Here is a 23,609-nt window from a genome sequence, read left to right as displayed (position 1 = left end):
TCCATTTTCTACACGGTACTGGCTTGTCGCTTACCTCTATCGGCAGTCAGAGATTTATGCACGCCAAGGGGTTGAACTGAGCCGCAGTACGCTAGGTCGTTGGATGGCGGCGGTCAGTGAGTTGCTAAGCCCCCTGGTGACTGAGATTAATCGGTATGTTTTACACTCTACAAAAGTTCACGGCGACGACACCCCAGTGCAGGTTCAGGAACCCGGTAACGGTAAAACCCGGACTGGGAGGTTGTGGACCTACGTAAGGGATGATCGTAATGCTGGTTCAGCAGAAGCTCCGGCGGTATGGTTTAGTTACAGCCCAGATCGCAAAGGAGTGCGTCCCCAGAGCCACTTAGCAAGCTATCGTGGCGTGCTCCAGGCGGATGCCTATGCGGGTTTTGATAAATTATATGCAGAAGGAGCGATTCAAGAAGCAGCGTGCATGGCGCATGCCCGGCGAAAAATCTACGATGTGCATGTACGTCATCCCTCAAAAACCACTGCGGAAGCCTTAGAGCGTATTGGCAAGCTGTATGCTATTGAAGCTGATATACGCGGTCAGACCGCAGCGCATAGATTAGCTATTCGCCAGGAACAAAGCTTCCCTTTACTGCAAGCTCTAAAGAGTTGGGTAGAGGAAAAATTGAAAACCCTATCAAGTCACTCCGACACAAGAAAAGCCTTCAATTATCTGATGAATCATTGGAGTGCTCTGAATCTGTTCTGCAGCAATGGCCTGATAAAGATCGATAACAACATTGCTGAAAATGCCTTACGGGTAGTGAGTTTAGGTCGTAAAAATTACCTATTTATGGGCTCAGATCGCGGCGGTGGGTATGCTGCTAACCTGTACACGATAATCGGAACTTGTAAATTAAACGGTATTGATCCGGAGGGTTACTTACGCCAGGTACTAACAGTGATTGCTGATTATCCAATCAATCGGATCAAAGAGCTCTTGCCATGGAACATAAAACTCTCCTCTTAGCAAGACGTCTCTGACGCACCGCTTACGAACATGAACCGCTCTGCTCAATAGTCAATACGGTACTGGCTTGTCGCTTACATATTTGACCATATAGCATCGTTTTATAATCGTCAGCGTAGACATTCTACACTGAATTATCTTTCACCCATGGCTTATGAAGCAGCAGCGTAAACTCAGTGCGCATTTTTTCCGGGACAGATCAGTGAGCAGAGTCTGTAGTTTGGCCACTGAGGCTTGAAGATTTTCTATAGCAGCAGTGAAATTAGGCTGATTGTTTTGGTTACTTTCTTCTCGATGTTCCATAGCTATTCTTTACTTGGATATTTTTAAACCGAATTTCTAGAGGACTCAGGCCTTAATGCCTTGATGGAGGCAACCTGCGCCGGCGGTAACAGCGTTTCTAAGCAGCCTAATAGGGCTGCTCCTGCTGCTTGTAGCGTGGCAATAACAGTCGATCCTTTATCAAAAAAGCCCCGAACACGGAGGGCTACACCCTCTGAAATAGTTCCAGCCACACTGGCCATCTGGGCTTCTAAAGTACGACGACTCCAGTGGGGATAACGTAGCAGCCACTGTACTGTCAGTAGGTAGCATTGGAGTAACTCCTGCGTGTCGGCTGCTAGTAGCGCTAGCATCGCTACAGTTGAAGGATCAGATCGATAACCCTCCCCTCGAAACCGAATGAGCTGCTGGTTGCTCAGCGACTCGATCACCGTTCTGATGCGTTCGACTAATGAAGGCTCTGAATAATCAAGAAACAGATCCGCTTGCAGCACTGGATACAGTAAGTTGATCAGCTGCGCCATGACTGTCGCACTGATCCCTGGCTGATTCAGTAGTAAATTGGCTATCAGCGAGGGTAGTACCAGCAGATGTTGAATATTGTGACGATAATAGCTGAGCTCAGCCACTTGTGTCGGTGGTAATGCGAGGATCGACTCTGGCTCATCAGGCGTTAGCGGCAGCACTTTGCCTAGCTTGATAGCCTGCTCAATCAAGGCCTCAACCGACTCCGTTGGTAGGGTGCAGCTGCTGCTGTATGGCGCCTGGCGCAATAGTTGCAAATAACAAGTTAATTGACGCGCTAACAGCGCACGGGGCAGGCGCTGTTGCTCAGCGACTAACAACACCGTCACACAGAGATTGACCGCATTAACCGCCGCCGCACGATTGATAGCAACCATCACCTTCTGCGCTAAGGGGTTCACCAGGGTTTGTAACCCATTTGAGCGAGTCAGGTTACCAGCAGTGCCCTCAAACTTCCCCTCCAGCACTGGCGGATTCAGATCACTGTTTAGCGAAATAGGGGCCCCAAAGTTAACATAGCTACGTCCTAAATGGCGCAGGTTTTTCAGGCTCCTCAATAGTTGCCAGAGACTCTCTGGCTGCTTCACATGACCGGCCAACTCTTTGGCATAAGTCGAGGCTTCCACCACATGCTCATAACCAATATACACCGGCACTAAAACTACAGGACGAGGAGTTCCACCGAGCAATGCCTGTAACGTCATGCTTAATAAACCGGTCTTGGGAGCCAGCAGCCGGCCGGTGCGTGAACGCCCCCCTTCTATAAAATACTCCACTGGGCAGCCCTGGGAAAATAGCGTGGCTAAATAGCTCTGTAGTGCCATCGAGTACAGCTTATTGCCCTTAAAACTACGACGAATAAAAAAGGCTCCCGTACGCCGAAACAGCGTGCCTACCGGCCAAAAGTTGAGATTAATGCCCGCCGCGATATGGGGGGGAACTAATCCTTCACGATACAACACATAAGAGAGCAGCAGATAGTCCATGTGGCTACGGTGGCAGGGCAGATAAACTATCTCATGACCGGCTAATACCCGTTGGCGAATGGGCTTGATCTCATTGATGACGATGCCTTGATATAAGCGATTCCATAACCATGAAAAAAGACGGTAGGAAAAACGGAGCAACCCATAAGAAAAGTGCGCAGCCATCTCATTAAACATCGCTAGCACCTGCCGCTCTATGAGTGCCAGATCCTTTTGCTTACTACGCGCCTCATTAGCCATTGCCGCTTGCAGGGTTGGGATCTGCAAACAGTGCTGCAACAGCTGAGAGCGCTGTGGCAGAGCGGGGCCAGCCACCATCCAGTAGTGACGTGCCCAAAACCTGCAGGCTAGGCGGGCCCATTTTTGGATATCCAGTGGCTTATCAATCGCTAAGCGCTGGGAAACGCTCTGTAGAGAGAGAGGAGGCGCCAGGTGAATAAAGAGATCCCTGCCAAACTTCACTAGGCTGAAAAATTTCCGCCAGGCCGTTAACCAGCGCCAGGAGACCCGGTTTAACCCCGCCCTCCCATAACCCGGTGATCGTCCCCACATCAGGGTAACGAGCACGATTTGAAAGTCCACTGAGGCTTGAGCCTGCAGCAGATTGAGATGCTGCAGGAGCGACTGAACGGAGGGTTGATCGAGTTCTATTTTATCCAGTAAATCAACCCCTTCATTCAGAAACAGATAATGGGCACTGGCCTGGCCCTGAAGGATCTCAGTGGCTAAGGGATCTGGCAGCTGTCGATTGAGGCAGTAGCGCTGCAAAGCCAACAGATCGATCGCTGAACGATAGGGCAATAGGTAAATAATGCGGTGATCAGAGGTTAACAGAGGAGGTGGTCGCACTGCAGGGATTTGCCTTTCGTGCGCAAACACCCTGAGTAGTAACTGTAAGCTTTGACGACAAAAGCAACGCCAAATAGACATAGCTTGCTGATCTCTCTAGATAAAAATGCGAGCAAGCATAACAAAAATAAGCCGTTAGCGCTGCCTAGAACGACTAATTAGCCACCTTTTTTTACGATTGGTGGTTTATTGTTGTCTTATCAGGGTTAGGCTACGGCCACTTGATCCCGATAGGCACAGCTGATCTCGGTCACTAGTTTCGGGTTATCTGCTAAGCCACAAACCGTACAGAGCACTGTGCTAACGCCCTGTTGGGTGATCAGCTGCTGTAAACGGACCACTTCTGGATCCGCCTCATGGTGGTAGCATAGAGCGGCAACCACCCCTTTTAGGAGATTCCCATAGGCCAATTGATTTTCGAAAGCGCCCACTAGCGGCTTAATGAGGCGATCCTCTGCCCCCAACTTACGTAGAGGCTGACGGCCTACACGGATCACGGCATCCTTTAATGAGGGGTTTTTGAAGCGATCGATGATCTTCTCAATGTAGCGCGCATGCTGCTGTGGATCAAAACCATAGCGTTTAACTAATACGGCGCCACTCTCCTGCATGGCATGACGAACGACCCTAGCTATCTGTGGATCGAGAATCGCCTGGCGAATGGTCTCATGGCCAGCTAAATAACCGAGATAGGCGGTCATGGCATGACCAGTATTTAAAGTAAACAGTTTACGCTCGATAAAAGCGGTTAAATCGTCACTCAGCTCTAAACCAGTAATTGCCGGGAACGTTCCTTTAATTTGTTTGCGATCAATAATCCATTCGCTAAAGGGTTCTACCGTAACCGCCAAGTCGACGGTAGTCATTGGGGATGGTGGAATAATGCGATCAACGACAGCATCTACAAAACCAATGGTCTGCTCTGCCCAAATCCGGGCTCTCTCTGGTAACTGTTCAAAAACAAAGTGCTTTAACTGCGTGCTCCCGTGTAGGCTATTTTCGCAGGCGATAATATTTAAACAGCTCTTAGCATTGTCAGCCTCACGCCGCAGTAAGCCACGTGCAATAATAGCTGCGATAGTTTTCAAAACCGTTGGGCCAACGGCAGTGGTGATAAGATCGGCGGTGATCACCGCTTGAATGGCCGCTTCGCTGCTGCTATGTAGCGCTGTGATCCCTCGGACCCACTCCGTTCGTTGCTGTTCGCCAACCGTCTGTACCGGATAGGCGCCCTGTTGATTCAGCTGATCAATCAGCGGTTGCGCCACATCAGCGAAAATCAGCTCGGTACCAGGATGCTCTGCCAAGAGTTTGCCGATAAATCCTCGACCGATATTGCCCGCACCAAATAACAGGACTTTCATACCGTCTCCTCACTATTCAACAGCAAGAGGAAATCTTCTATCGCTTCTGTCGTTACCAGTTTCTCGATCATCAAGGGATCCTCCAGGGCGCTGGTTAATTGGGCCAGCAGTTGCACATGCTCCTGATCACGGGCTGCGATTCCGATGACCAACCGAGCTCGCTCATCGGCTTGCTCGCCAAAGAGCACCCCTTGTGGATATTGGCAAATAACCATGCCGCTATGCAGGATCAAAGCTTTAGCTTCCGTCGTGCCATGCGGGACGGCAATGGACTCTCCAAGGTAGGTTGAAGCCAGGGCTTCACGGGCTAGCATCGCCTCGATATAGGCTGGAGTAACATAACCATTGTTCACCAACTGCTCACCGGCGAAGCGAATGGCTTGCTGTTTATTCGTAGCCTGTTGTGCTAAAAAAACATCTTGAGCCCGCAGTTGGCAGCGCGTTTTTACAGCGGGAACCGCCACCCCTTGGTCGCTGATAGCCGGAGCCGAGGGCTCAGCGGCCCGAGCGTGCAGTGACTGGGTTAACAGCCGTTTTACCAAAGTATCGTAAAAAGGGGCCTCCATAAAGTGGTTGAGCGACAGATGCTCCGCTGTGGGGCAGCGCTGTTGAGCTCGCGGCGTTAAACTATGGTGTGTGATGATAATATCAGCGTCATGAGGTATTTGATTAATCGCACAATGCCTAACGCTGACAGTCGTTAATCCAGCCGCTTCGACACGTTTTTTTAGAAGCCCAGCCCCTAAGGCGCTTGAACCCATCCCAGCATCACAAGCGACAATGATTTTAGCCACTAAGGGGCCGTTTGTTGCGGTAGTTAACGGCCCGATCACGCGCCTAGTTTTGGCAGAACTGGCTGTTTGACCAGGGGTTTGCTCCAGATCGGTTAGTGACGGCTCACTCTCTTTACTTGGTTTTAGCAATAGAGTGGCTATTACAAAAGAGACCAGTGTCGCCACACCGATTGCAGTGAGCACCCCTAATAACGAACTAGGAGGCGATAGGGCTATGATAGCCACTATGGATCCGGGCGAAGGCGGTGCTACCAAACCCGCTTTAAACAAGATCAGGGTAAATAGTCCGCTCATGCCTCCCGCAATGACGGCTAACAGCAGTCGAGGTTGCATCAAAACATAGGGAAAGTAGATCTCATGAATGCCGCCGAAAAAATGGATGATGGTAGCACCCATGGCTGATTGTCTAACCGTTTTTTTGCCAAATAACCCATAAGCGAGCAGCACCCCTAGCCCTGGACCTGGATTAGCTTCAACCAGAAAAAACAGCGATTGTCCTGCTGCTGCTGTTTCTTGAATGCCTAAGGGTGAGAAAATGCCATGGTTAATCGCATTATTAAGAAAGAAAACCTTAGCTGGCTCAGTCAACACCGTAATCAAGGGTAACAGATTGTGTTGGAGCATAAAGTTCACGCCACCGGCTAACACACCTGAGAAACTCTCTACCCAGGGTCCTAGGAAGAGAAAAGCCAGTAGCGAGAGTAATGCACCAATGATACCTAGGGAGAAGTTATTGACTAACATCTCAAAGCCACTTTTGATCTTCCCTTCGACCAGCTGATCAAAGCACTTAAGCGTATAGCCGGCGAGCGGGCCAGCTATCATGGCGCCGATAAACATGGGACTTTGGGAGCCAACAATCGCTCCCAGGGTCGTTATAGCACCGACCACGCCGCCGCGCGCCCCGCCGACCAATTGACCGCCAGTATAGCCAACTAGTAGCGGCAATAAGTAAGTGAGCATTGGCACAATCAGTTGTGCCAAATGCTCATTAGGTAACCAGCCTTTTTCGATAAACAGCGCCGTAATGAGCCCCCAAGCGATGAAGGCCCCAATATTAGGCATGATGAGATTGCTTAAGAAGCGCCCAAAGCGCTGTATCTTGATTTCTAGGTCAGTTGTTAACATTAAAATCCCTAGGTTTCCCACTTTAACGGTTTGATTTTAATTTTTCACAGAAAACCAAAACTAACCTTTCACCTGAAGCTTGGGGTACTATAAGTTATCAACGGCTGATACTCCTAGTAGAGCATCAATTTTATCAAAAAAAGCTAAAAAACCCAGTGGCAGGCGCTTATGCTTCTTAAGCCCCTATCAGCAGACTATTAGTCGTGTTAAGGTCTCTAAAAAAACAGAGGTTTTAGTTTTAAACAATGGTGACTAATTTGGAGCCCCTGATGATACGTTACCCTATCGTTGTTGCTGATCTGGATGGGACCTTGTTCAATCAAGAACATACTATGAGCCGCTTCACGCAAGAAACAGTACAGTGGCTGATCACACAAGGAGTCCATTTCATTTTTGCCACAGGCCGTCATACCCTTGATGTGCAGTGTATTCAAAAAAAGCTAGGGGTTTGTTGTTTTATGATCACAGCCAATGGCGCCCGTGTGCATGATAATTTAGGGAACTTACTGTTTAAACAAGATATTTCAACAACCATTACCCATCATTTGTTACAACTGGTCCCTATAGCGCAGGGGATTATCACCAGCGCCTATCATGATAGCGGCTGGTTTATCAATAGCGCTGTCCCTGATCTAGAACAATTCCATCGAGATTCCTTGTTTCATTACGATCTTTTTCCAACGAATTTACAAAACTTACCCCCATTATGCAAGGTGTTCTATCTAGGGGCCCACGAAGCGTTAATTCCGCTTGAGAGGGCTATTCATGCTGATTGGGGTGATCAAGTCAATGTCACCTTTTCGCAAAAAAATTGTTTAGAGGTGATGGCCAGCACTGTTTCTAAAGGGTGTGCCCTGCAGAGGGTTCTAGCCCATCCACTGTTTGCCTCCCAACAATACACGTTAAAAGATTGTATCGCTTTTGGAGATGGCATGAATGATTTAGAGCTACTCACCATGGCTGGTAAAGGCTGTATGATGGCCAATAGCGTTCAACGATTGAAGGAGAGCCTACCGGAATTAGAAATGATCGGCGATCATCAAGAAGATGCCGTGGCTCATTATCTTCGTAATCAGTTTTTTTATTCAGATATCTAAAATCACATTAACCTGAACTGTTGGGATCTGCAGGACAAAATAAGAGAGCAAGTGACTATTAGTAAAAGATAAGGAAGATAGATACTGATCGGTGTATCCTGCGGTAGCGCCCCAGAAGCCAACACCATTCCACCAGCTAAAATCATCTGTAAAAAGGTTATCAGCGCCGCGCCTGCACCAATGTTTTTAGAAAGAGCGCTTAAAGCTTGTGGGATTGCATTGCCAAACACCTAAAAAGTGATGGTGTGCTTTACTTCAGAGATTGCACAACAAAATTCGTAAGCAATTGTGGGCGTTGCAGGAATATAAATATCAGTCGCCATCTCAGATAACGCTATGGCAATAGTTATTATGCTGAGAAAACCGAGATTAACTTTCTTAGATTCTTCCACTAGGTAGGTAGGTACGATGTAGATGGTTGATCTTAAATTCAGGGCGAGCCTACCGACCACTCTGGGAGTCAGATGTTATCCCAACTCAGTGGCCAACAAGCCTGTAACTGAATTATAGCAGCTATTAGAAAAGTTATTTTTTTATTAGTAGGCTACAGCTGAGGAAACAGCGGGTCTCTCTACCCGTTACTGGCTGAGAGAATCATAGGTACAACTTGCAAATCGCACGCCAAAGTAATTAACGAGAAAGAGATCTGGGTGGTGAAGGAGATTCAAACGGTAGCTCTAGGAGGTGGTTGGCTCAATATTGGATTATCTCAATCGGTGATCTCTAGTTTTTCACACTGTTTTTGATAACGACCAAATGACGCTCCTCATTGAATATCCCAGGAACTTGTAAAGAGATAATCTCTGTTACGCTGAAACCAACGGCTATTGCTGTTAGCGCTTCCGCTGCCAGCTTACCCTTCATCGCATAAAATTGGCCGTTGGCGCAGAGTAAATGGTGACACTGATTTAACATCGTCGAAAGCGCCGCAAATGCACGGCTCATGATCCCATCGAAGAGTAGTGTTGGCCTAAAGCTCTCCACTCGGCTCTGTATCACGGTAACATTCGTTAAGCCTAACTGCTGCTGTACGTGGGTTAAGAACCTGGTGCGTTTTCCAGCACTGTCTAACAGCGTAAACTGCCGCTCAGGTTGCGCTATGGCTAAAGGGATACCTGGTAACCCTGCGCCGCTGCCGACATCCAGTAAATGTGCTCCTTGTAGAAAGGGGGCAACCGATAGGCTATCCATTATATGGCGTGATAACATCTGCTCGGGTTGCCGTACTGCGGTTAAGTTGTAAACTTTATTCCAGTGAGTGAGCAGCGCTAGGTAGTGTAGTTGCGCTTTTTTTTGTTCTAGTGTGAGCTGTAAGGGGGTGGCTGATAAGAGTTCGTCAAACAGTTTTAGCATTTATTCAGTCACCAGCGCTAGCGTTGTGGTTTGCAATAGCGCCCGTTTTTTTAACCAAACCAGCAGTAGTGAGATAGCTGAGGGGGTTATCCCATCAATACGGCTAGCTTGACCAATGGTGGTTGGTTTGTGATCGTTCAGTTTGCTGATGACTTCACAAGAGAGACCAGTGACTAACTGATAATCCAGTGTTAACGGTAGCGGTGTCTGTTCATGACGCCGCTGTTTATCCACTTCGTTTTGTTGGCGGTCAATATAGCCTGAATATTTGATCTGGATTGCGACTTGTTCGGTAGCTGTCGGATCAAGTGCCAGTGATGCCCATATCGGCAAGGTTAGTAGTGTCTGATACTCTATTTCTGGTCGTCGAAGCAGGGTTTCGCCATTGATTTCATGAGATAACGGGGATTTCAGCCAGGGGTCCAGTCTTTTAGCATTCTCATCTCCCGGCTGGATAAAGGTGGTTCGTAGATGGTGCCGCGCTGTTTCTATCTGTTCAAGCTTGCGGTTAAAGAGCTTCCAACGCTTATCGTCAACTAATCCTAGTTCACGCCCTTTAGCCGTGAGTCTGAGATCAGCATTATCTTCCCGCAGTTGTAAGCGGTACTCCGCTCGGGAGGTAAACATCCGGTAAGGCTCTTTAGTTCCTTGCGTGCAGAGATCATCCATTAAGACCCCCAAATAGGCTTCATCACGCTGTGGATACCATTGGGGTTGCTGATTAGCATAAAGCGCCGCATTGAGTCCAGCTAACAGCCCTTGGGCCGCTGCCTCTTCATAGCCAGTGGTGCCGTTTATCTGCCCAGCAAAAAACAGACCCTGAATCAATTTGCTTTCAAGGGTTGGTTTAAGATCGCGGGGATCGAAAAAATCGTATTCAATAGCATACCCTGGACGCGTGATGTGTGCGTTCTCTAATCCTCGGATAGTACGTACCAGCTGATATTGCACATCAAAAGGCAGACTAGTTGAAATGCCATTTGGGTAGATTTCGTTGCTGTTGAGCCCTTCAGGCTCTAAAAAAATTTGGTGCTGCGATCGATCAGCAAAACGCATCACTTTATCTTCAATGGAGGGACAGTAACGCGGCCCTATCCCAGCAATCTCACCACTATAGAGCGGACTACGGTCTAAATTGGCGAGAATCAGATCATGGGTCTGCTGGTTAGTATAGGTCAAGTGGCAGGGAAGCTGCTGCGGGTGTTGATCAGCTGTGCCCAGAAAGGAGAATACCGGTTTTGGAGTATCCCCCTGTTGTAGGTTTAAAGTCCGAAAATCAATAGAGCGGCGGTCAATGCGCGGCGGGGTTCCCGTTTTGAGTCGTCCGATACGGAGTGGAAGTTCTCGTAGCCTTTGTGCTAAGCGGGTCGCTGGCGGCTCACCGGCACGTCCCCCTTGGCTTTTTTGTTGGCCAATATGGATTTTACCCTCTAAAAACGTGCCGACGGTCAAAACAACCGCTTTGGCACGAAACTTCAGACCCATTTGAGTCAGCACGCCGGTGACTTCATCAGCTTCTAGCAGAAGATCGTCGACTGCTTGCTGAAAAATAAATAGGTTGGGTTGTTGCTGTAAAGCGGAAAAAACGACTTGTCGATAACGCATTCGGTCTACTTGAGCTCGAGTGGCCCGTACCGCTGCCCCTTTGCTGGCATTGAGGATGCGGAATTGTATCCCCGCTTGATCAGTAGCCAAAGCCATTAAACCACCTAACGCGTCGATCTCTTTGACCAGATGACCTTTCCCGATGCCGCCAATTGCTGGATTACAGGACATCTGTCCCAGCGTGTCCAGGTTGTGCGTGAGCAACAAGGTCTGTTGTCCTCTCCGAGCGGCGGCCAAAGCAGCTTCGGTGCCGGCGTGGCCGCCACCCACGATGATGACGTCAAAAATGGTTGAATGAAACATAGTCCAATGATCTCGTTAGGCGATAAACCCTTGGGGTGATTGTACAGCTTATTCGGGTGGTTGTTCAGCACCAGGAGCGGTTTTTTAAGATCAGTGATCCTGGGTGGATGATCCTGTCTAATAATAAGATCTTCTTTTAGGATCTTTTTTATTTTTACTACTACTAGGATCGTCCTCTGCGGTGCATAAGGCTATTTAACCCTTATAGATCAAGGTATCGAGTGGGATCGTTTCCGGTGTGTGTCGCGTGATCTACGATCTTTTAAGCGGTGGATAAGATCACGATCTATCCACCGCTTGATCCAGGGCCCAAACGGTCTACAGTTTGCTCACGGTTTGTTCCAAGCTTATCAGTGCGGTTACTCACAGGTTGTTAGTGTTACCGGATGTTTCAGTCAGGGTCGCCAGCCAGCACTGCAACCACGCTTCCGCACAGGCCTCTAGATCGGGTTCACTACTCACATCAATTTCTAAGCGTTGCACGATGCTTTGCGCCCCAAGATCACACAATTGTTGATCAGCGGTGATGGCGCCTTGGCAAAAAGTGTCATAACTACTATTATCCCCTAAACCAATGATCCCATAGTGAAGCTGACGCAAATCAGGGGTGCTCTCTTTCAGCGCTGCAAACAGTGGTTGTAGATTCTCAGGGAGCTCTCCTGCACCATGGGTTGAGGTGATGATCAGCCACACCCCCTGCCGAGGGAGCTGTTCGAGCATCGGCCCATGGTGTAGTTTGACAATAAAGCCTGCGGCTTCTAGTGGCTCACATAAGTGTTCGGCTAAGTACTCTGCACTGCCTAAGGTACTGCCAGTGATGACGGTGATAGTTTTCATTGTGATGGGCTCCTGAACCCAGAAAGCAGGTTTTTATTTTAAAGGGGTGGTCGAATTTTTATGATACAGTGAGATCTCCTGAGTGGTAGCCGCTTTTTCCCACCTTTGACTAGTTTATCAGTAGAAATGGATGCCTGAATTACCTGAAGTAGAAACCCTATGTCGTGTGCTGCGGCCTAGGCTAGTGGGTGACGCCATTGAGGCGGCTGTAGTACGCCAGACTCAATTACGCTGGCCAGTGGCCCCTGAGCTATTTCAGTTATCCGGGGCACCGATCATCAGTTTACAGCGGCGCGCCAAATATCTATTAATGCAGCTGGCGAGTGGCTGGTTCGTCATCCACTTAGGGATGTCTGGCCGTTTACAGTGGCTTCCTGGGCACACACCAGTCAACAAGCACGATCATATTGATCTGTTGCTGGCGAGTGGTAACCTATTGCGTTTTACCGATCCACGCCGGTTTGGCGCTTGGCTATGGTGTGTTGATCCCTATCAACACCGTTTATTGGCTCACTTAGGGGTAGAGCCGCTCTCACCCGCGTTTACTGGTGCCTATCTGGGCCAAGCGGTGTGTGGTCAAAAGATGGCGATCAAGCCTTGGTTAATGAAAAACAGTGTCGTAGTGGGTATTGGGAATATCTACGCCAGTGAAGCCCTTTATCGCGCGGCGATCTCCCCCTGCTGCCAAGCTAGGCGCTTGGATCAAGAGGCGGCTGATCGTTTAGCTGTGAACATTCAGCAACTCCTCCAGGAAGCGATTACACAGGGCGGCAGTACCCTGCGTGATTTTAGGCAGGTCGACGGCCAACCAGGCTATTTTTCCCAGAAATTACAGGTTTATGGGCGTACTGGGCAGCCCTGTCAACGGTGTGACACACCGATTGTTTGCCTGCGTCAAGCCCAACGCTCCACTTTTTATTGTCCAACCTGCCAGGTTGAATAGCCGGCTGCCAAACGACCTCGCTGAGGAGATCCTATGGAGATACGGATATTAAGGATTGCAGGAGGCTTAATCACTGCGCTATTAGTTATTGTTAGCTGGTTCTGGTTTCGATGCCAGCAGCGGCGACAAGCGCTGCTGCTTGAACAGCGTTTATTGCAGCAGCGGTTAGAACAGTGCTCTGCTGATCGTGATCAACAGCTGCAGGCGCTACGCGCTTTGCAAGCAGAATACCAGCAGCTGCAGGTGAGCCTAGCTTCAACGCGTGAAGCTTTACAGCAGCAAGCCCATTGGCGAACCAGCTACGAGACCCTGATTCAGGAATTAAACCAGTTAAAAACGCTTCAGGCAGCCCAGCAGGCGGAGCAACGTGAAATTGAGGTGCGTTTTGAGGAGAGCCAGCGGGCGGCAGCCCAGCAACAGCAGCTGTTGGTCACAAGTGAACAGCGCCTCACTACTCAATTTGAGAATTTAGCCAACCGGATTTTTAATCAGAGCAACCACCAAGTAGAAGAGCGGAGCCGTCTGAGCTTGGAGAAATTATTAATTCCCTTGAAAGAGCAGCTAGACGGGTTTCGCCGACAAGTGCAAGAGAGTTTTGGGCAGGAGGCGCGTGAGCGTCACACCCTAGTGCATGAGATCCACCAATTACAGCAGCTAAACCTACAGATGGCACAAGATGCCGTTAACTTGACCCAAGCGCTGAAAGGCAGTAACAAAACCCAAGGAAATTGGGGTGAGATGGTACTGTCCAGGGTGTTAGAAGCGTCGGGACTTCGCGAGGGGCATGAGTACCAGACACAAGTCAGTATCACGGTTGATTCAGCACAACGCTGGCAGCCGGATGTCATTGTGCGGCTTCCCCAGAATAAATCGGTGATTATTGATGCTAAACTCTCTCTAATTGCGTACGAACGTTACTTTAATGGGGAACCTGGGGAGCAGCGGTCCCAAGCGTTGGCGGAGCATTTGAGCTCCATTCGCAACCATATCCGTCAATTGGGCCATAAGGAGTACCATAAGCTGCTGGGATTAGGCTCCTTAGATTATGTTTTGATGTTTATTCCAGTAGAGCCAGCACTGCTGTTAGCGCTCGATCATGCCCCAGAGCTACTCAATGAGTCCCTACAGCGACAGGTGATGTTGGTCAGCCCTAGCACTTTACTCATCGCGTTACGGACCATTGAAAACCTCTGGCGTTATGAACGGCAGAGTCAACACGCTGAACAGATAGCCGACAATGCGGCAACCCTCTATGATAAATTCCGGCTGTTTGTTACCGATATGGAGCATCTAGGGCGCTCGTTAACCAAAACCCAAGAGAGTTATCAGCAGGCTATGAAAAATTTAGCCAGTGGTCGAGGTAATTTAATTCGTCAGGCTGAAAAATTTCGCCACTTGGGTGTGGCTGTCAAACGTCCTTTAAGTCCTGAGCTAGAGCAACAAGCCCAGGAACCGGATTTGGAGGAGATCCTCGAAGAGGGCTCCCAGAAACCACCCTTAGCTGATTGTGTTTAATAATGCGATGTTGCGCTTCTGGCCTGATGCTATTATTTCATTAGCAGTATGGCGTTAACCTGGTCTTTCATTGATATCTCTAATTCCAGAACTATCAAAGTGTTAGCCGTCGTCTTAGCATAACAATCAATCAAAGGCGTCACCTGGCAGTAGCACAGGTTCTCCAGTTGATTCCCAGTGACAATCAATCGTATCAGTCATTAGGGTAGGTCTCTCTATCACTTCTTGGTTCATTATAAACTGTATCGCTATTGGGTTTTTTGGTTCATAACGTATTCTTATAGAAGTTGGTGAGGTGTTATTAGGGCCTGTTGAGGTTTCACATGGGCAGCCATAGATAACTACAAGCCATGGCTAGCATACTTTGATAATTGCGCTTCAATTTATCAAACCTGGTGGCAATGGCTCGAAAATGCTTTAGCCTGGCGAAGGCATTTTCCACAAGATGTCTGAGTGTATACAGATGCCTATCTAGGCTAGCGTTCCCTATCACTGAGTTTTTCTTTCTGGGACTATTCGGAACAGTGCCTTTCTCAGAGATTTGTTGGCGTATTGCCTTGCTGTCATAACCTTTATCAGCCATCAGAACTTCAGGGGGTGGAAAGGATTCTATCAAGCTCGGAGCCGCTAAACAGTCGTGAACTTGTCCGCCGGTAATTTTAAAAGAAATGGGTAATCCATAGCTGTCTACTGCCAGGTGAATCTTACTGGTACGGCCTGCCCGGCTGATGCCAATGGCCTCACAATCCTTACCAGCAGCCCCTGCACTATGTTGGTGGGCCTTTACATAGCTTCCATCCATGAATACCCATTCCAAATCAGGATCTTGGACTACTGCTTTAAAAATCCTTAACCACTTGCCAGTCATCGACCAGTCATTAAATTTTTTGTAGAGGGAGGCCCATTTGCCAAATTGCTTCGGCAAGTCACGCCAAGGGCACCCTACACGCATTCGATAGAACATTCCCTTAACTTCCAATCAAAGATTGAGCTTGTCATAAATTCCTTCTTGAAGCATGATCGTTTTTAGCTTCGACCACTGCTCATCACTGAGCATTAAGCGGGGCATTGCAAACTCGTTTTTTTGTTGGTATCACAACGACAATATTACGAGTTTGCTCTTATATTTCAATAAATTATAGCGAAACCTCAACAGGCCCTAGGATAATGGCCGAAATTAAAACAGCTAATGAACCACTGAAATGTTTTTTGATAAACATAAAACACCTCCCATAGTAATTAATTGATAAAGCAATGATTCAACGGTTTATACTCACCGCACTGAGGCTAAAACCTTCCCTGGTTAATGAATAAAACTCCAAGAAGCAAGAGCACTCTAACAAAATAAAATAGAGATATCAATTAAACTCATTTGTTAAACAAGTGGGGTATCTTTGTTTTTTTTAATTAATTGCTGTACAAAAAGTTTTAAATTATGGGCGCTAGAGGTCTATGAACTTGGATTGGTTAATATTGGTTTTCCTCTATAATTAAGAGAGTTTTAATGGTTGCGTTTTAGTAAGAGAGTGGCCAGTGCTAAGTAGAGTAACGAAGGCAGCGCCGCGCCTAAGAAAGGCCACAATTTGTAGACCACACTGAGTTGGCTGAATAGCTCGCTCAGTACATAGAAAATAAAACCGCCAGCGATACCCATCATCATGCGCATACTGACGGTGATTTGCCGCAATGGCCCAAACATACTGGAGAGGGCGAGAAATAACATCACGAGTGTCGATAACGGCGCCAGTAGCTGTTTCCAGAACTCTAACTGGTAGCGACTACTCTCCTGCCCACTTTTTTTTAAGTAATCAATGTAACGGGTCAACTTCATCATCGAGAGTGTTTGTGGATCCATCGTGGCAACCCCAAGCTTTTCAGGGGATAACGGTAATGACCAATCACTCACCAAAGCCTGTTCGGTAATGATGGGTTGATTGGCGACTAAGATCCGTTTAGTGACGTGATGCAGCTTCCAGTGCTCCTGTTGAAAGGTCGCTGATTGCGCTTGGGTGATGACCGTTAACCGCTGCTGATCATCAAAATGGTAAATGTGGATCCCTTGTAGTCGCCGCGGATGGGTCAACTGTCCAATATAGACAAAGTCTGAACCATCTTTGATCCATAGCGCCCCCTGCACCGGTAAGAGGGTCCCGCCCTCGATAGCTTGGGCGCGGAACTGCCGGGCCGCTTGCTCCGACCAAGGCACCACCCATTCTCCTAAGACCATACAGAGTACGATAAAGGGCAGCAGTGCTTTGCTAACCGCCACCATGATGCGGCCTCGGCTACACCCCAAGGCTTGCATCACTACCAATTCACTATGACTGGCTAAAATCCCTAACCCTAATAGTACCCCTAGTAGGGCAGCGAGGGGGAAAAAAAGCCGCAGGTCCTGTGGTAGTGTCAGTAGGGTATACCAGCCAGCACGCCAGCCATTATAGTGCCCCTGACCAGTTTGTCTTAACTGTTCAAGAAATTTAATGCTGGTCGATAAGCCGATGAGGACTAGAAGGGTCAAGCAGGTGGCGCCCACAATACTCCGTCCTAGGTAACGCTCAACCACTTTCATGCGAATAGGGCTCCTCAAAGCGTGATAGGGTGTACTAGGTTCTTAGGGAGAATCGTTGGCGTAGTGGCCGCCAATGATGCGGAATATTTAGCCAGAATGCCAGTAACAGATAGCCGGCATTGATCGCCCAAAACCAGGCAACTGTACCCAATTGGCCGCGCTCTAGTGCGGAACGAACCAAGGTTTGGAACAAGAAGTGGATTAAATAGAGCAGCAGGGGCGGCAACAGGCTAAAAATTCGAGGTTGTCTGGGGTTGTGCTTGCTAAGAGGAACCGCTAACGAAGCCATTAAGGGTATAAAAAATAGCAGGGATAAGCGCCAGTGCAACTCTCGGCGTGCTGCGGGTTTTGAGGAGCGCCATAACCAGCGGAGGCTATGTCCCTCTAGGCTTTTTTCTAAAGAGGGTGGTTGTTTTTGGCTGAAATGCACTTGATACTGTTTAAATTGAGTGATGTGTAACGGCTGATCCGGAGCCAGGCCGCGATAATGCACGCCGCTATCCAGTAGCAGCATTCGTGATCCATCGGCTCGCTGTTGCAGGGATCCAGCTTCAGCAATCCAAATAGCAAAAGGGTGGCCGGCCGCTGGATGACCTTGGGCGGCAAACAGCTGTGTAAACTGGTGATCCTTGGAGTCCCCAATAAATAACACCCAGGGATCACGCCCAATACGCCTGAATTTTCCTTTGGCTAAAGCGACTGCCTCCAAGTGATTGGTAGCCTGTTGTACCATTTGGCGTTCATAATGGGCTGCTTTAGGTCCAAACCACACCAGATTAGCGGTTGCAGGGATGCAGGAGAGGAGTGCCAGACACCAGGCTACCTTGAGCAAACTGCACTGAGGCAGGCCCCCTGCCTGCATGGCAACCATTTCACCATTGGCATAGAGAGCCCCGTAGGTTAATAATAGACTCAAAAATAGCGATAAGGGGATAATCAATTGCAGCATGTAGGGGAAGCCGAAGCCTACTATGGCCCATAGCCAACGAGCAGATAACGCCTCAGTGGCTACATCAGACAATACCCGGATCAATTTTTGACAGGAAAAAATTGAAACCAGAATGAGCAGCAGCGCCATCTGATTTTTTAGCACCTGTCCTATCAGATAGCGATGAATAATCATACGCTGGGATCCTCTGAGAAACCTTGTGTTTTGCTGAGAAAAGCGATAGCGTCTTCTCCCATAGATGGTGCTAACATCACTGCATTGGAATCAGCGTGCATACCCTGAGATCGGGATGGTCGTCAACGGCCATCGGCTGGATCATTATCTAGAAAAGCGCCTGCTTTGTCTTTAATTTTAGGAGAGACTATGGAATTTGTCGTTAACGTTGGCCAGGATCAGTATCCGCAGACGGCTTGCAGAGTCGTTGGTGTCTTTGAATCACGCCAGCTATCAAAAACTGCAGAGCAGTTCGATACCCTCAGTGGCGGCTCTATTACAGCCCTACTGCAGCAGGGGGCACTGGACGGTCACTTAGGTCAATCGTTGTTACTGCATCAGGTGCCGCAGCTGCCATTTGATCGATTGCTGCTGGTGGGTTGTGGGAAAGCCAGTGAACTCACTGAGGAGCACTTTCGAAAAATTATTCAAAAAGCTTTACAGTGCCTGAATGACACCGGATCGACCAGTGCCGTCGGCTTCTTTACGGAGTGGCCGGTTAAGCAGCGTAGTACCTACGGGGTAATACGCCAAACGATAGAGGACGTTCAACAGGCGCTTTATTGCTTTGATCAGCTTAAACAGGAAAAGCCTGAGCGCTCTCGTCCCCTAAACAAACTCATACTGCCGGTAGCGACGCCTGCGGAGATCGCCTTAGGTGAAACAGCAATCGCCCAGGGTCTGGCCATTGCCAACGGCGTCAAGCAGGCTAAAGATCTGGCGAATATGCCGCCAAACCTGTGTCATACCGTCTACTTAGCGGATCAAGCACGCCAACTGGCTGAGCGCTTTGCCCCACAGATGAGGACGACTGTACTCGATTCTACTCAGATGGCAGCGTTAGGGATGAACGCCTATTTGGCGGTTGGCCAAGGATCACAGTATGAGCCCTTGATGTCCATCATGACCTACGATCATCACCCCGATCCTCAGGCTAAACCGATCGTGTTGGTGGGTAAAGGGTTAACTTTTGACTCTGGCGGGATCTCACTCAAACCGGGTCTGGCCATGGATGAAATGAAGTATGATATGTGTGGCGCGGCGGCGGTTTATGGTGTGATGCAGGCGGTGGCTGAGCTGCAGCTACCCCTGAAAATCATCGGTATTATGGCAGGCTGTGAAAATATGCCGGGCAATAAAGCCTATCGTCCGGGGGATATCCTGACTACTCTATCGGGCCAAACGGTCGAGGTATTAAACACCGATGCTGAGGGACGCTTGGTACTCTGTGATGTCCTTACTTATGTTGAACGCTTTGAGCCGGAACTGGTGATCGATGTCGCTACCTTGACCGGGGCTTGTGTAATCGCTTTAGGGCATCACATCAGTGGACTACTCTCTAACCATGATCCACTGGCGCAGGAACTACTCAAGGCAGCACAGCAGGCCAACGATCCTCTCTGGCAGCTCCCCTTGGCAGAGCAGTATCAAAATCAACTGAAATCTAACTTTGCTGATATGGCCAACATTGGCGATCGGAGTGCTGGCACCATTGTTGCCGGCTGTTTCTTATCACGATTCACTCGACGCTATCACTGGGCCCACTTAGATATCGCTGGGACTGCCTGGCGCAGCGGTAAAGCCAAAGGAGCTACTGGCCGACCGGTAGCGTTGCTCACCCAATTTTTGCTGAATCGTGCCGGAATGGCCATTGAGGCGTAACGGTCACGCGTTAATCACTCCAGGGCTCTGGTAGACAACGCGGTGCGGAAGGTGACCTTCTATTTACTGCCAGCGTCTCCACCTGCTGATGCTCTGGCGGTGCAGGAGGCATTAGTGTGCGATTTGGCGTGCTCATTATGGCGTCAGGATCAACGCCTGCTGATCGCCTGTGAGAACCAAGTGCAAGCTTATCGATTGGACGAAGCGTTGTGGCAACGGCCGCTGCACCGCTTCGTGCCGCATGCTTTAGCCGGAGAAAATTTGCGGAATAAAGCGCCGATTGAGATCCATTGGCCAGAACAGCCTCTTAGCTCTGGCCGCACACTACTAATCGCTTTATTACCTCATTGGGTGGAGTTTTCCAGCCGTTTTACCCAGGTGATTGATTTCGTACCCAATGAGCAAGCGCTGAAACAGCTAGCACGCCAACGCTACCACGCTTACCGTCAGGCTGGTTTTCAACTGACCACTGCTGAGCCTCCGCCCTCTTTAACTGATGATGACCATGGAAAAAACATACAACCCCCAAGCGATTGAACAAACCCTGTACCAACAGTGGGAAAGCCAAGGATACTTTAGACCGACCCAACACCCCGAGCAAGCCAACTACTGCATCGTGATCCCACCACCCAACGTGACCGGTACGCTACACATGGGTCATGCTTTCCAACAGACCTTGATGGATGCGCTCATTCGCTATCAGCGGATGCAGGGTAAAAACTGTTTGTGGCAAGTGGGCACCGACCATGCCGGGATTGCAACACAAATGGTGGTTGAACGTAAACTAGCGGCTGAGGAGCAGAAAAGCCGCCACGACTATGGTCGTGAGGCCTTTATTCAGAAAATATGGCAGTGGAAACAGGAATCAGGGGATACCATTAGCCAGCAGATGCGGCGCTTAGGGAATTCGGTCGATTGGGAACAGGCCTGCTTTACCCTCGATCCTAGCTTATCACAGGCGGTACAAACGGTCTTTATTCGTCTTTACCAGGAGAATTTGATCTATCGTGGAAAACGTTTGGTCAATTGGGACCCGAAGCTACAGACCGCTATCTCTGATCTCGAGGTGGAGAATCACCCAAGCAGCGGTCATCTCTGGACCCTACGTTACCCCCTGGAGATCGGCCGCCCTGGTGCACTCAAGACCCCCTACTTGTGTGTGGCCACCACCCGTCCGGAAACGCTGCTGGGTGATGTGGCGGTGGCTGTGCACCCAGAGGATGAGCGTTATCAGGCGTTGATTGGTCAAAGGGTCCGGGTACCCCTAGTCAATCGTCACATCCCCATTATTGCTGATAGGACGGTGGATCCCACTTTTGGCACCGGTGTGGTCAAAATTACGCCGGCACACGACTTTAGTGACTATTCGCTGGGACAGCGCCATCAGTTGCCAATCATCAACTTATGGACTCCACAGATCACGCTCCGTGCGCAGGCCGAGGTGTTGAATAGCGACGGCTCCCCTAATGAGATCGTTGAAGCAATGCTGCCTGCTGTCTATCAAGGACTCGATCGCGAGAGACTGCGTCAACGGGTGGTGGAGGATTTGCAAGCGCTAGGATTGTTAGAGCAGATCCAAGCCCATGAGTTGTCAATACCTCATGGTGATCGCAGCGGGGTGCCGATAGAGCCCTTGTTGACCGATCAGTGGTATGTGCGGGTCAAGGCACTGGCCCCTACCGCCATCGAGATGGTCAAGCGCGGTGAGATTCAGTTTGTGCCGCAGCAGTATGAAAATCTTTATTTTGCTTGGATGTATGATCTACAAGATTGGTGTATCTCACGTCAGCTGTGGTGGGGACACCGCATCCCCGCCTGGTATGATCCTCAGGGAAGGGTCTATGTCGGCACCGATGAGATCTCAGTTCGGCAACACTATCAGCTGGCAGAGTCTGTCCCCTTACGCCAGGATGAAGATGTATTAGACACCTGGTTCTCTTCAGCACTCTGGAGCTTTACTTCCTTGGGCTGGCCAGCACAGCTGGAGCGTTTTAAGATTTTTCATCCGACTCAGGTGCTGATCACCGGTTTTGATATCCTGTTTTTCTGGGTCGCCCGTATGATCATGCTCACCTGCCATCTGTTAAAAGATGAGACCGGGCGTCCACAGGTACCCTTTAAGCAGGTCTATGTGACCGGCCTGATCCGGGATGATCAGGGGCACAAGATGTCAAAATCCAAAGGCAATGTGTTAGATCCGCTAGATTTGATCGATGGTATCACCCTAGCAGAACTCCTAGTAAAACGGACCACCGGCCTGATGCAGCCGCAACAGGCTCAGCAGATCCGCCAGCGCACTGCTCAGCAGTTTCCTCAAGGGATAGCCGCACACGGAACCGATGCCCTGCGCTTTACTTTAGCGGCATTGGCCTCGCATGGTCGAGATATCCACTGGGATCAGCAGCGGTTAGTGGGCTATCGGAACTTTTGTAATAAATTATGGAATGCTAGCCGCTTTGTGCTGCTGAACACTGAAGGGAAGGCCTGTGGCCAGCCTGGCACAGAGATGAACAGCCGATCGCTAGCTGATCGCTGGATCATCTCTGCGTTAAATGAGACAATCCAGCGCTGCCGCCAAGCGTTTGATGCCTACCGCTTCGACCAAGTGGCTATGGCGCTGTATACCTTCACCTGGGACCACTACTGTGATTGGTACTTAGAGATCGCCAAAGTGCAGCTCAACTTAGGTGATCCCACAGTACAACAGGCCACTCGCCAGACGCTGCTGCAGGGCTTAGAAACCTTGTTACGCTTAGCCCATCCGATTATCCCCTTTATTACCGAGACCATCTGGTTAGCACTGAAAGCGGTTATGCCGCTGACCGGTGAGACCATTATGCTGCAGCCCTTTCCCGAGTATCATCCTGAACAGGTTGATCAAGCGGCGACGGCAGCGGTGATCTGGATGCAGCGGCTTATCAATGGGATACGCCATCTGCGAGCTGAGAGGCAGTTTCCCCCCGGAAAGAAAATCGCGATCTTGCTACGACAGCTCGATCCTCAACAGCAAGAGTACCTATCGCAGAGTGCAGCGTTGATCAAGACGCTGGCCCGCGTCAGCACTATTGAGATCGTGCAGCCTGGTACAACATTACCTATAGCAGCCACGCTATTGCTAGAGAATATGGAGCTACTGATCCCCTTGGAGGGGGTGGTTGATCGTCAGGCCGAGTTAGCGCGTTTAAGCTGCGCTCTACAGAAGCTCTCTTTAGAACAGGAGCGTCTACAGGCTAAGTTGAGTAACCCAGGTTTTATCACCCGGGCCCCACAGGAGGTGGTTGCCCAGGAGCGTGCTAAGCTCACCAGTTGCCTGGCTGATCAACAGAAACTGCAGCAACAATATGCCGACCTAAAGGGGTAAGATCACTTTAGCAGGTTCTCAGTCGACAGCGATAGAGTAGGAGTGCGCTGCAGAAACTTATCAAAGCTGGAAACAGAGGGTAGTTGATAAATAACGCATGGTTATAAATACACGGTAGCCCTATAGTATAGAACAGACAGCCGAGAATCATCCCCCTACGTACCCCTTCTCTGTTAATATACACGCTACAGAGTGGAGACAATGCCCTTGCCACTGTCATAGATAAGCAACAGAGAGAGAATAAAGTCAACTGACCACTCTGCTCCCAGTACAGGATATGAACTGTTTGAGA

General features: G+C 49.4%; 15 protein-coding genes and 2 pseudogenes. 7 read left to right on the top strand and 10 right to left on the bottom strand.

Features of this window, described 5'->3' with window-relative positions:
* Window positions 1–34 precede the first annotated feature (34 nt).
* Window positions 35–982: pseudogene (gene tnpC / locus NL324_RS01960) on the top strand (IS66 family transposase); the annotation flags it as partial.
* Between the two features lie 141 nt (window positions 983–1,123).
* On the opposite strand, the gene NL324_RS01955 reads toward tnpC, so the two are convergent.
* The 4 genes from NL324_RS01955 to NL324_RS01940 all read right to left on the bottom strand — a co-directional run bounded on the left by NL324_RS01955 (window position 1,124) and on the right by NL324_RS01940 (window position 6,910).
* Entirely contained in the window at window positions 1,124–1,285 is a 162-nt protein-coding gene (locus NL324_RS01955; RefSeq protein ID WP_253306109.1) for a hypothetical protein, read from the bottom strand.
* Between the two features lie 23 nt (window positions 1,286–1,308).
* On the bottom strand, window positions 1,309–3,705 hold the full coding sequence (gene plsB / locus NL324_RS01950; RefSeq protein ID WP_253306108.1) for a glycerol-3-phosphate 1-O-acyltransferase PlsB: 2,397 nt from the start codon (window positions 3,703–3,705) through the stop codon (window positions 1,309–1,311).
* Window positions 3,706–3,830: 125 nt separating this feature from the next.
* On the bottom strand, window positions 3,831–4,988 hold the full coding sequence (locus NL324_RS01945) for a mannitol-1-phosphate 5-dehydrogenase (RefSeq protein WP_253306107.1): 1,158 nt from the start codon (window positions 4,986–4,988) through the stop codon (window positions 3,831–3,833).
* A complete protein-coding gene (locus tag NL324_RS01940) occupies window positions 4,985–6,910 on the bottom strand; it encodes a PTS mannitol transporter subunit IICBA (RefSeq protein WP_253306106.1) in 1,926 nt (641 codons plus the stop codon). The genes NL324_RS01945 and NL324_RS01940 overlap by 4 nt, the downstream gene beginning before the upstream one ends.
* A 269-nt stretch (window positions 6,911–7,179) precedes the next feature.
* Here NL324_RS01940 and NL324_RS01935 point away from each other — a divergent pair, with 269 nt between their 5' ends.
* Window positions 7,180–8,007 carry a Cof-type HAD-IIB family hydrolase gene (locus NL324_RS01935; protein ID WP_253306105.1) on the top strand — a complete coding sequence of 276 codons (828 nt, stop codon included), beginning with the start codon at window positions 7,180–7,182 and terminating at the stop codon, window positions 8,005–8,007.
* A 723-nt stretch (window positions 8,008–8,730) separates the two neighbouring features.
* Here NL324_RS01935 and rsmG read toward each other — a convergent pair.
* The 3 genes from rsmG to mioC form a co-directional block, all read right to left on the bottom strand.
* A complete protein-coding gene (rsmG, locus tag NL324_RS01930; protein WP_253306104.1) occupies window positions 8,731–9,360 on the bottom strand; it encodes a 16S rRNA (guanine(527)-N(7))-methyltransferase RsmG in 630 nt (209 codons plus the stop codon).
* Window positions 9,361–11,268 (bottom strand): tRNA uridine-5-carboxymethylaminomethyl(34) synthesis enzyme MnmG, encoded by a 1,908-nt coding sequence (mnmG, locus tag NL324_RS01925; RefSeq protein WP_253306103.1) that lies wholly within the window; start codon window positions 11,266–11,268, stop codon window positions 9,361–9,363.
* 363 nt (window positions 11,269–11,631) lie between these two features.
* A complete protein-coding gene (gene mioC, locus NL324_RS01920; RefSeq protein WP_253306102.1) occupies window positions 11,632–12,105 on the bottom strand; it encodes an FMN-binding protein MioC in 474 nt (157 codons plus the stop codon).
* Window positions 12,106–12,235: 130 nt separating this feature from the next.
* Here mioC and mutM point away from each other — a divergent pair, with 130 nt between their 5' ends.
* Entirely contained in the window at window positions 12,236–13,048 is an 813-nt protein-coding gene (gene mutM, locus NL324_RS01915; protein WP_253306101.1) for a bifunctional DNA-formamidopyrimidine glycosylase/DNA-(apurinic or apyrimidinic site) lyase, read from the top strand.
* A gap of 33 nt (window positions 13,049–13,081) precedes the next feature.
* On the top strand, window positions 13,082–14,563 hold the full coding sequence (gene rmuC, locus NL324_RS01910; RefSeq protein WP_253306100.1) for a DNA recombination protein RmuC: 1,482 nt from the start codon (window positions 13,082–13,084) through the stop codon (window positions 14,561–14,563).
* A gap of 319 nt (window positions 14,564–14,882) precedes the next feature.
* Here the strand turns inward: rmuC and NL324_RS01905 are convergent.
* The 3 genes and pseudogenes from NL324_RS01905 to lptF all read right to left on the bottom strand — a co-directional run bounded on the left by NL324_RS01905 (window position 14,883) and on the right by lptF (window position 18,255).
* Window positions 14,883–15,632, bottom strand: a pseudogene (locus NL324_RS01905) (IS5 family transposase).
* Window positions 15,633–16,064: 432 nt separating this feature from the next.
* A complete protein-coding gene (gene lptG / locus NL324_RS01900) occupies window positions 16,065–17,132 on the bottom strand; it encodes an LPS export ABC transporter permease LptG (RefSeq protein ID WP_253306099.1) in 1,068 nt (355 codons plus the stop codon).
* 34 nt (window positions 17,133–17,166) lie between these two features.
* Entirely contained in the window at window positions 17,167–18,255 is a 1,089-nt protein-coding gene (gene lptF, locus NL324_RS01895) for an LPS export ABC transporter permease LptF (RefSeq protein ID WP_253306098.1), read from the bottom strand.
* 189 nt (window positions 18,256–18,444) lie between these two features.
* On the opposite strand from lptF, the gene NL324_RS01890 reads away from it, so the two are divergent.
* From NL324_RS01890 to NL324_RS01880, 3 genes are read left to right on the top strand one after another with little or no spacing between them, the layout of a single operon-like run.
* Window positions 18,445–19,956, top strand: coding sequence for a leucyl aminopeptidase (locus NL324_RS01890; RefSeq protein ID WP_253306097.1), 1,512 nt, complete (start codon window positions 18,445–18,447; stop codon window positions 19,954–19,956).
* A gap of 42 nt (window positions 19,957–19,998) precedes the next feature.
* Complete coding sequence (locus tag NL324_RS01885; protein ID WP_436298224.1) at window positions 19,999–20,493, top strand: DNA polymerase III subunit chi; 495 nt, start codon at window positions 19,999–20,001, stop codon at window positions 20,491–20,493.
* Window positions 20,462–23,317 carry a valine--tRNA ligase gene (locus tag NL324_RS01880; protein ID WP_253306095.1) on the top strand — a complete coding sequence of 952 codons (2,856 nt, stop codon included), beginning with the start codon at window positions 20,462–20,464 and terminating at the stop codon, window positions 23,315–23,317. The genes NL324_RS01885 and NL324_RS01880 overlap by 32 nt, the downstream gene beginning before the upstream one ends.
* The last annotated feature ends 292 nt before the right edge of the window (window positions 23,318–23,609 follow it).

The organism is unidentified bacterial endosymbiont (assembly GCF_918320885.1).
Lineage (GTDB): Bacteria > Pseudomonadota > Gammaproteobacteria > Enterobacterales.
Note: the sequence above shows the minus strand (reverse complement) of the source record. Positions and strands in the feature narration are given on the sequence as shown.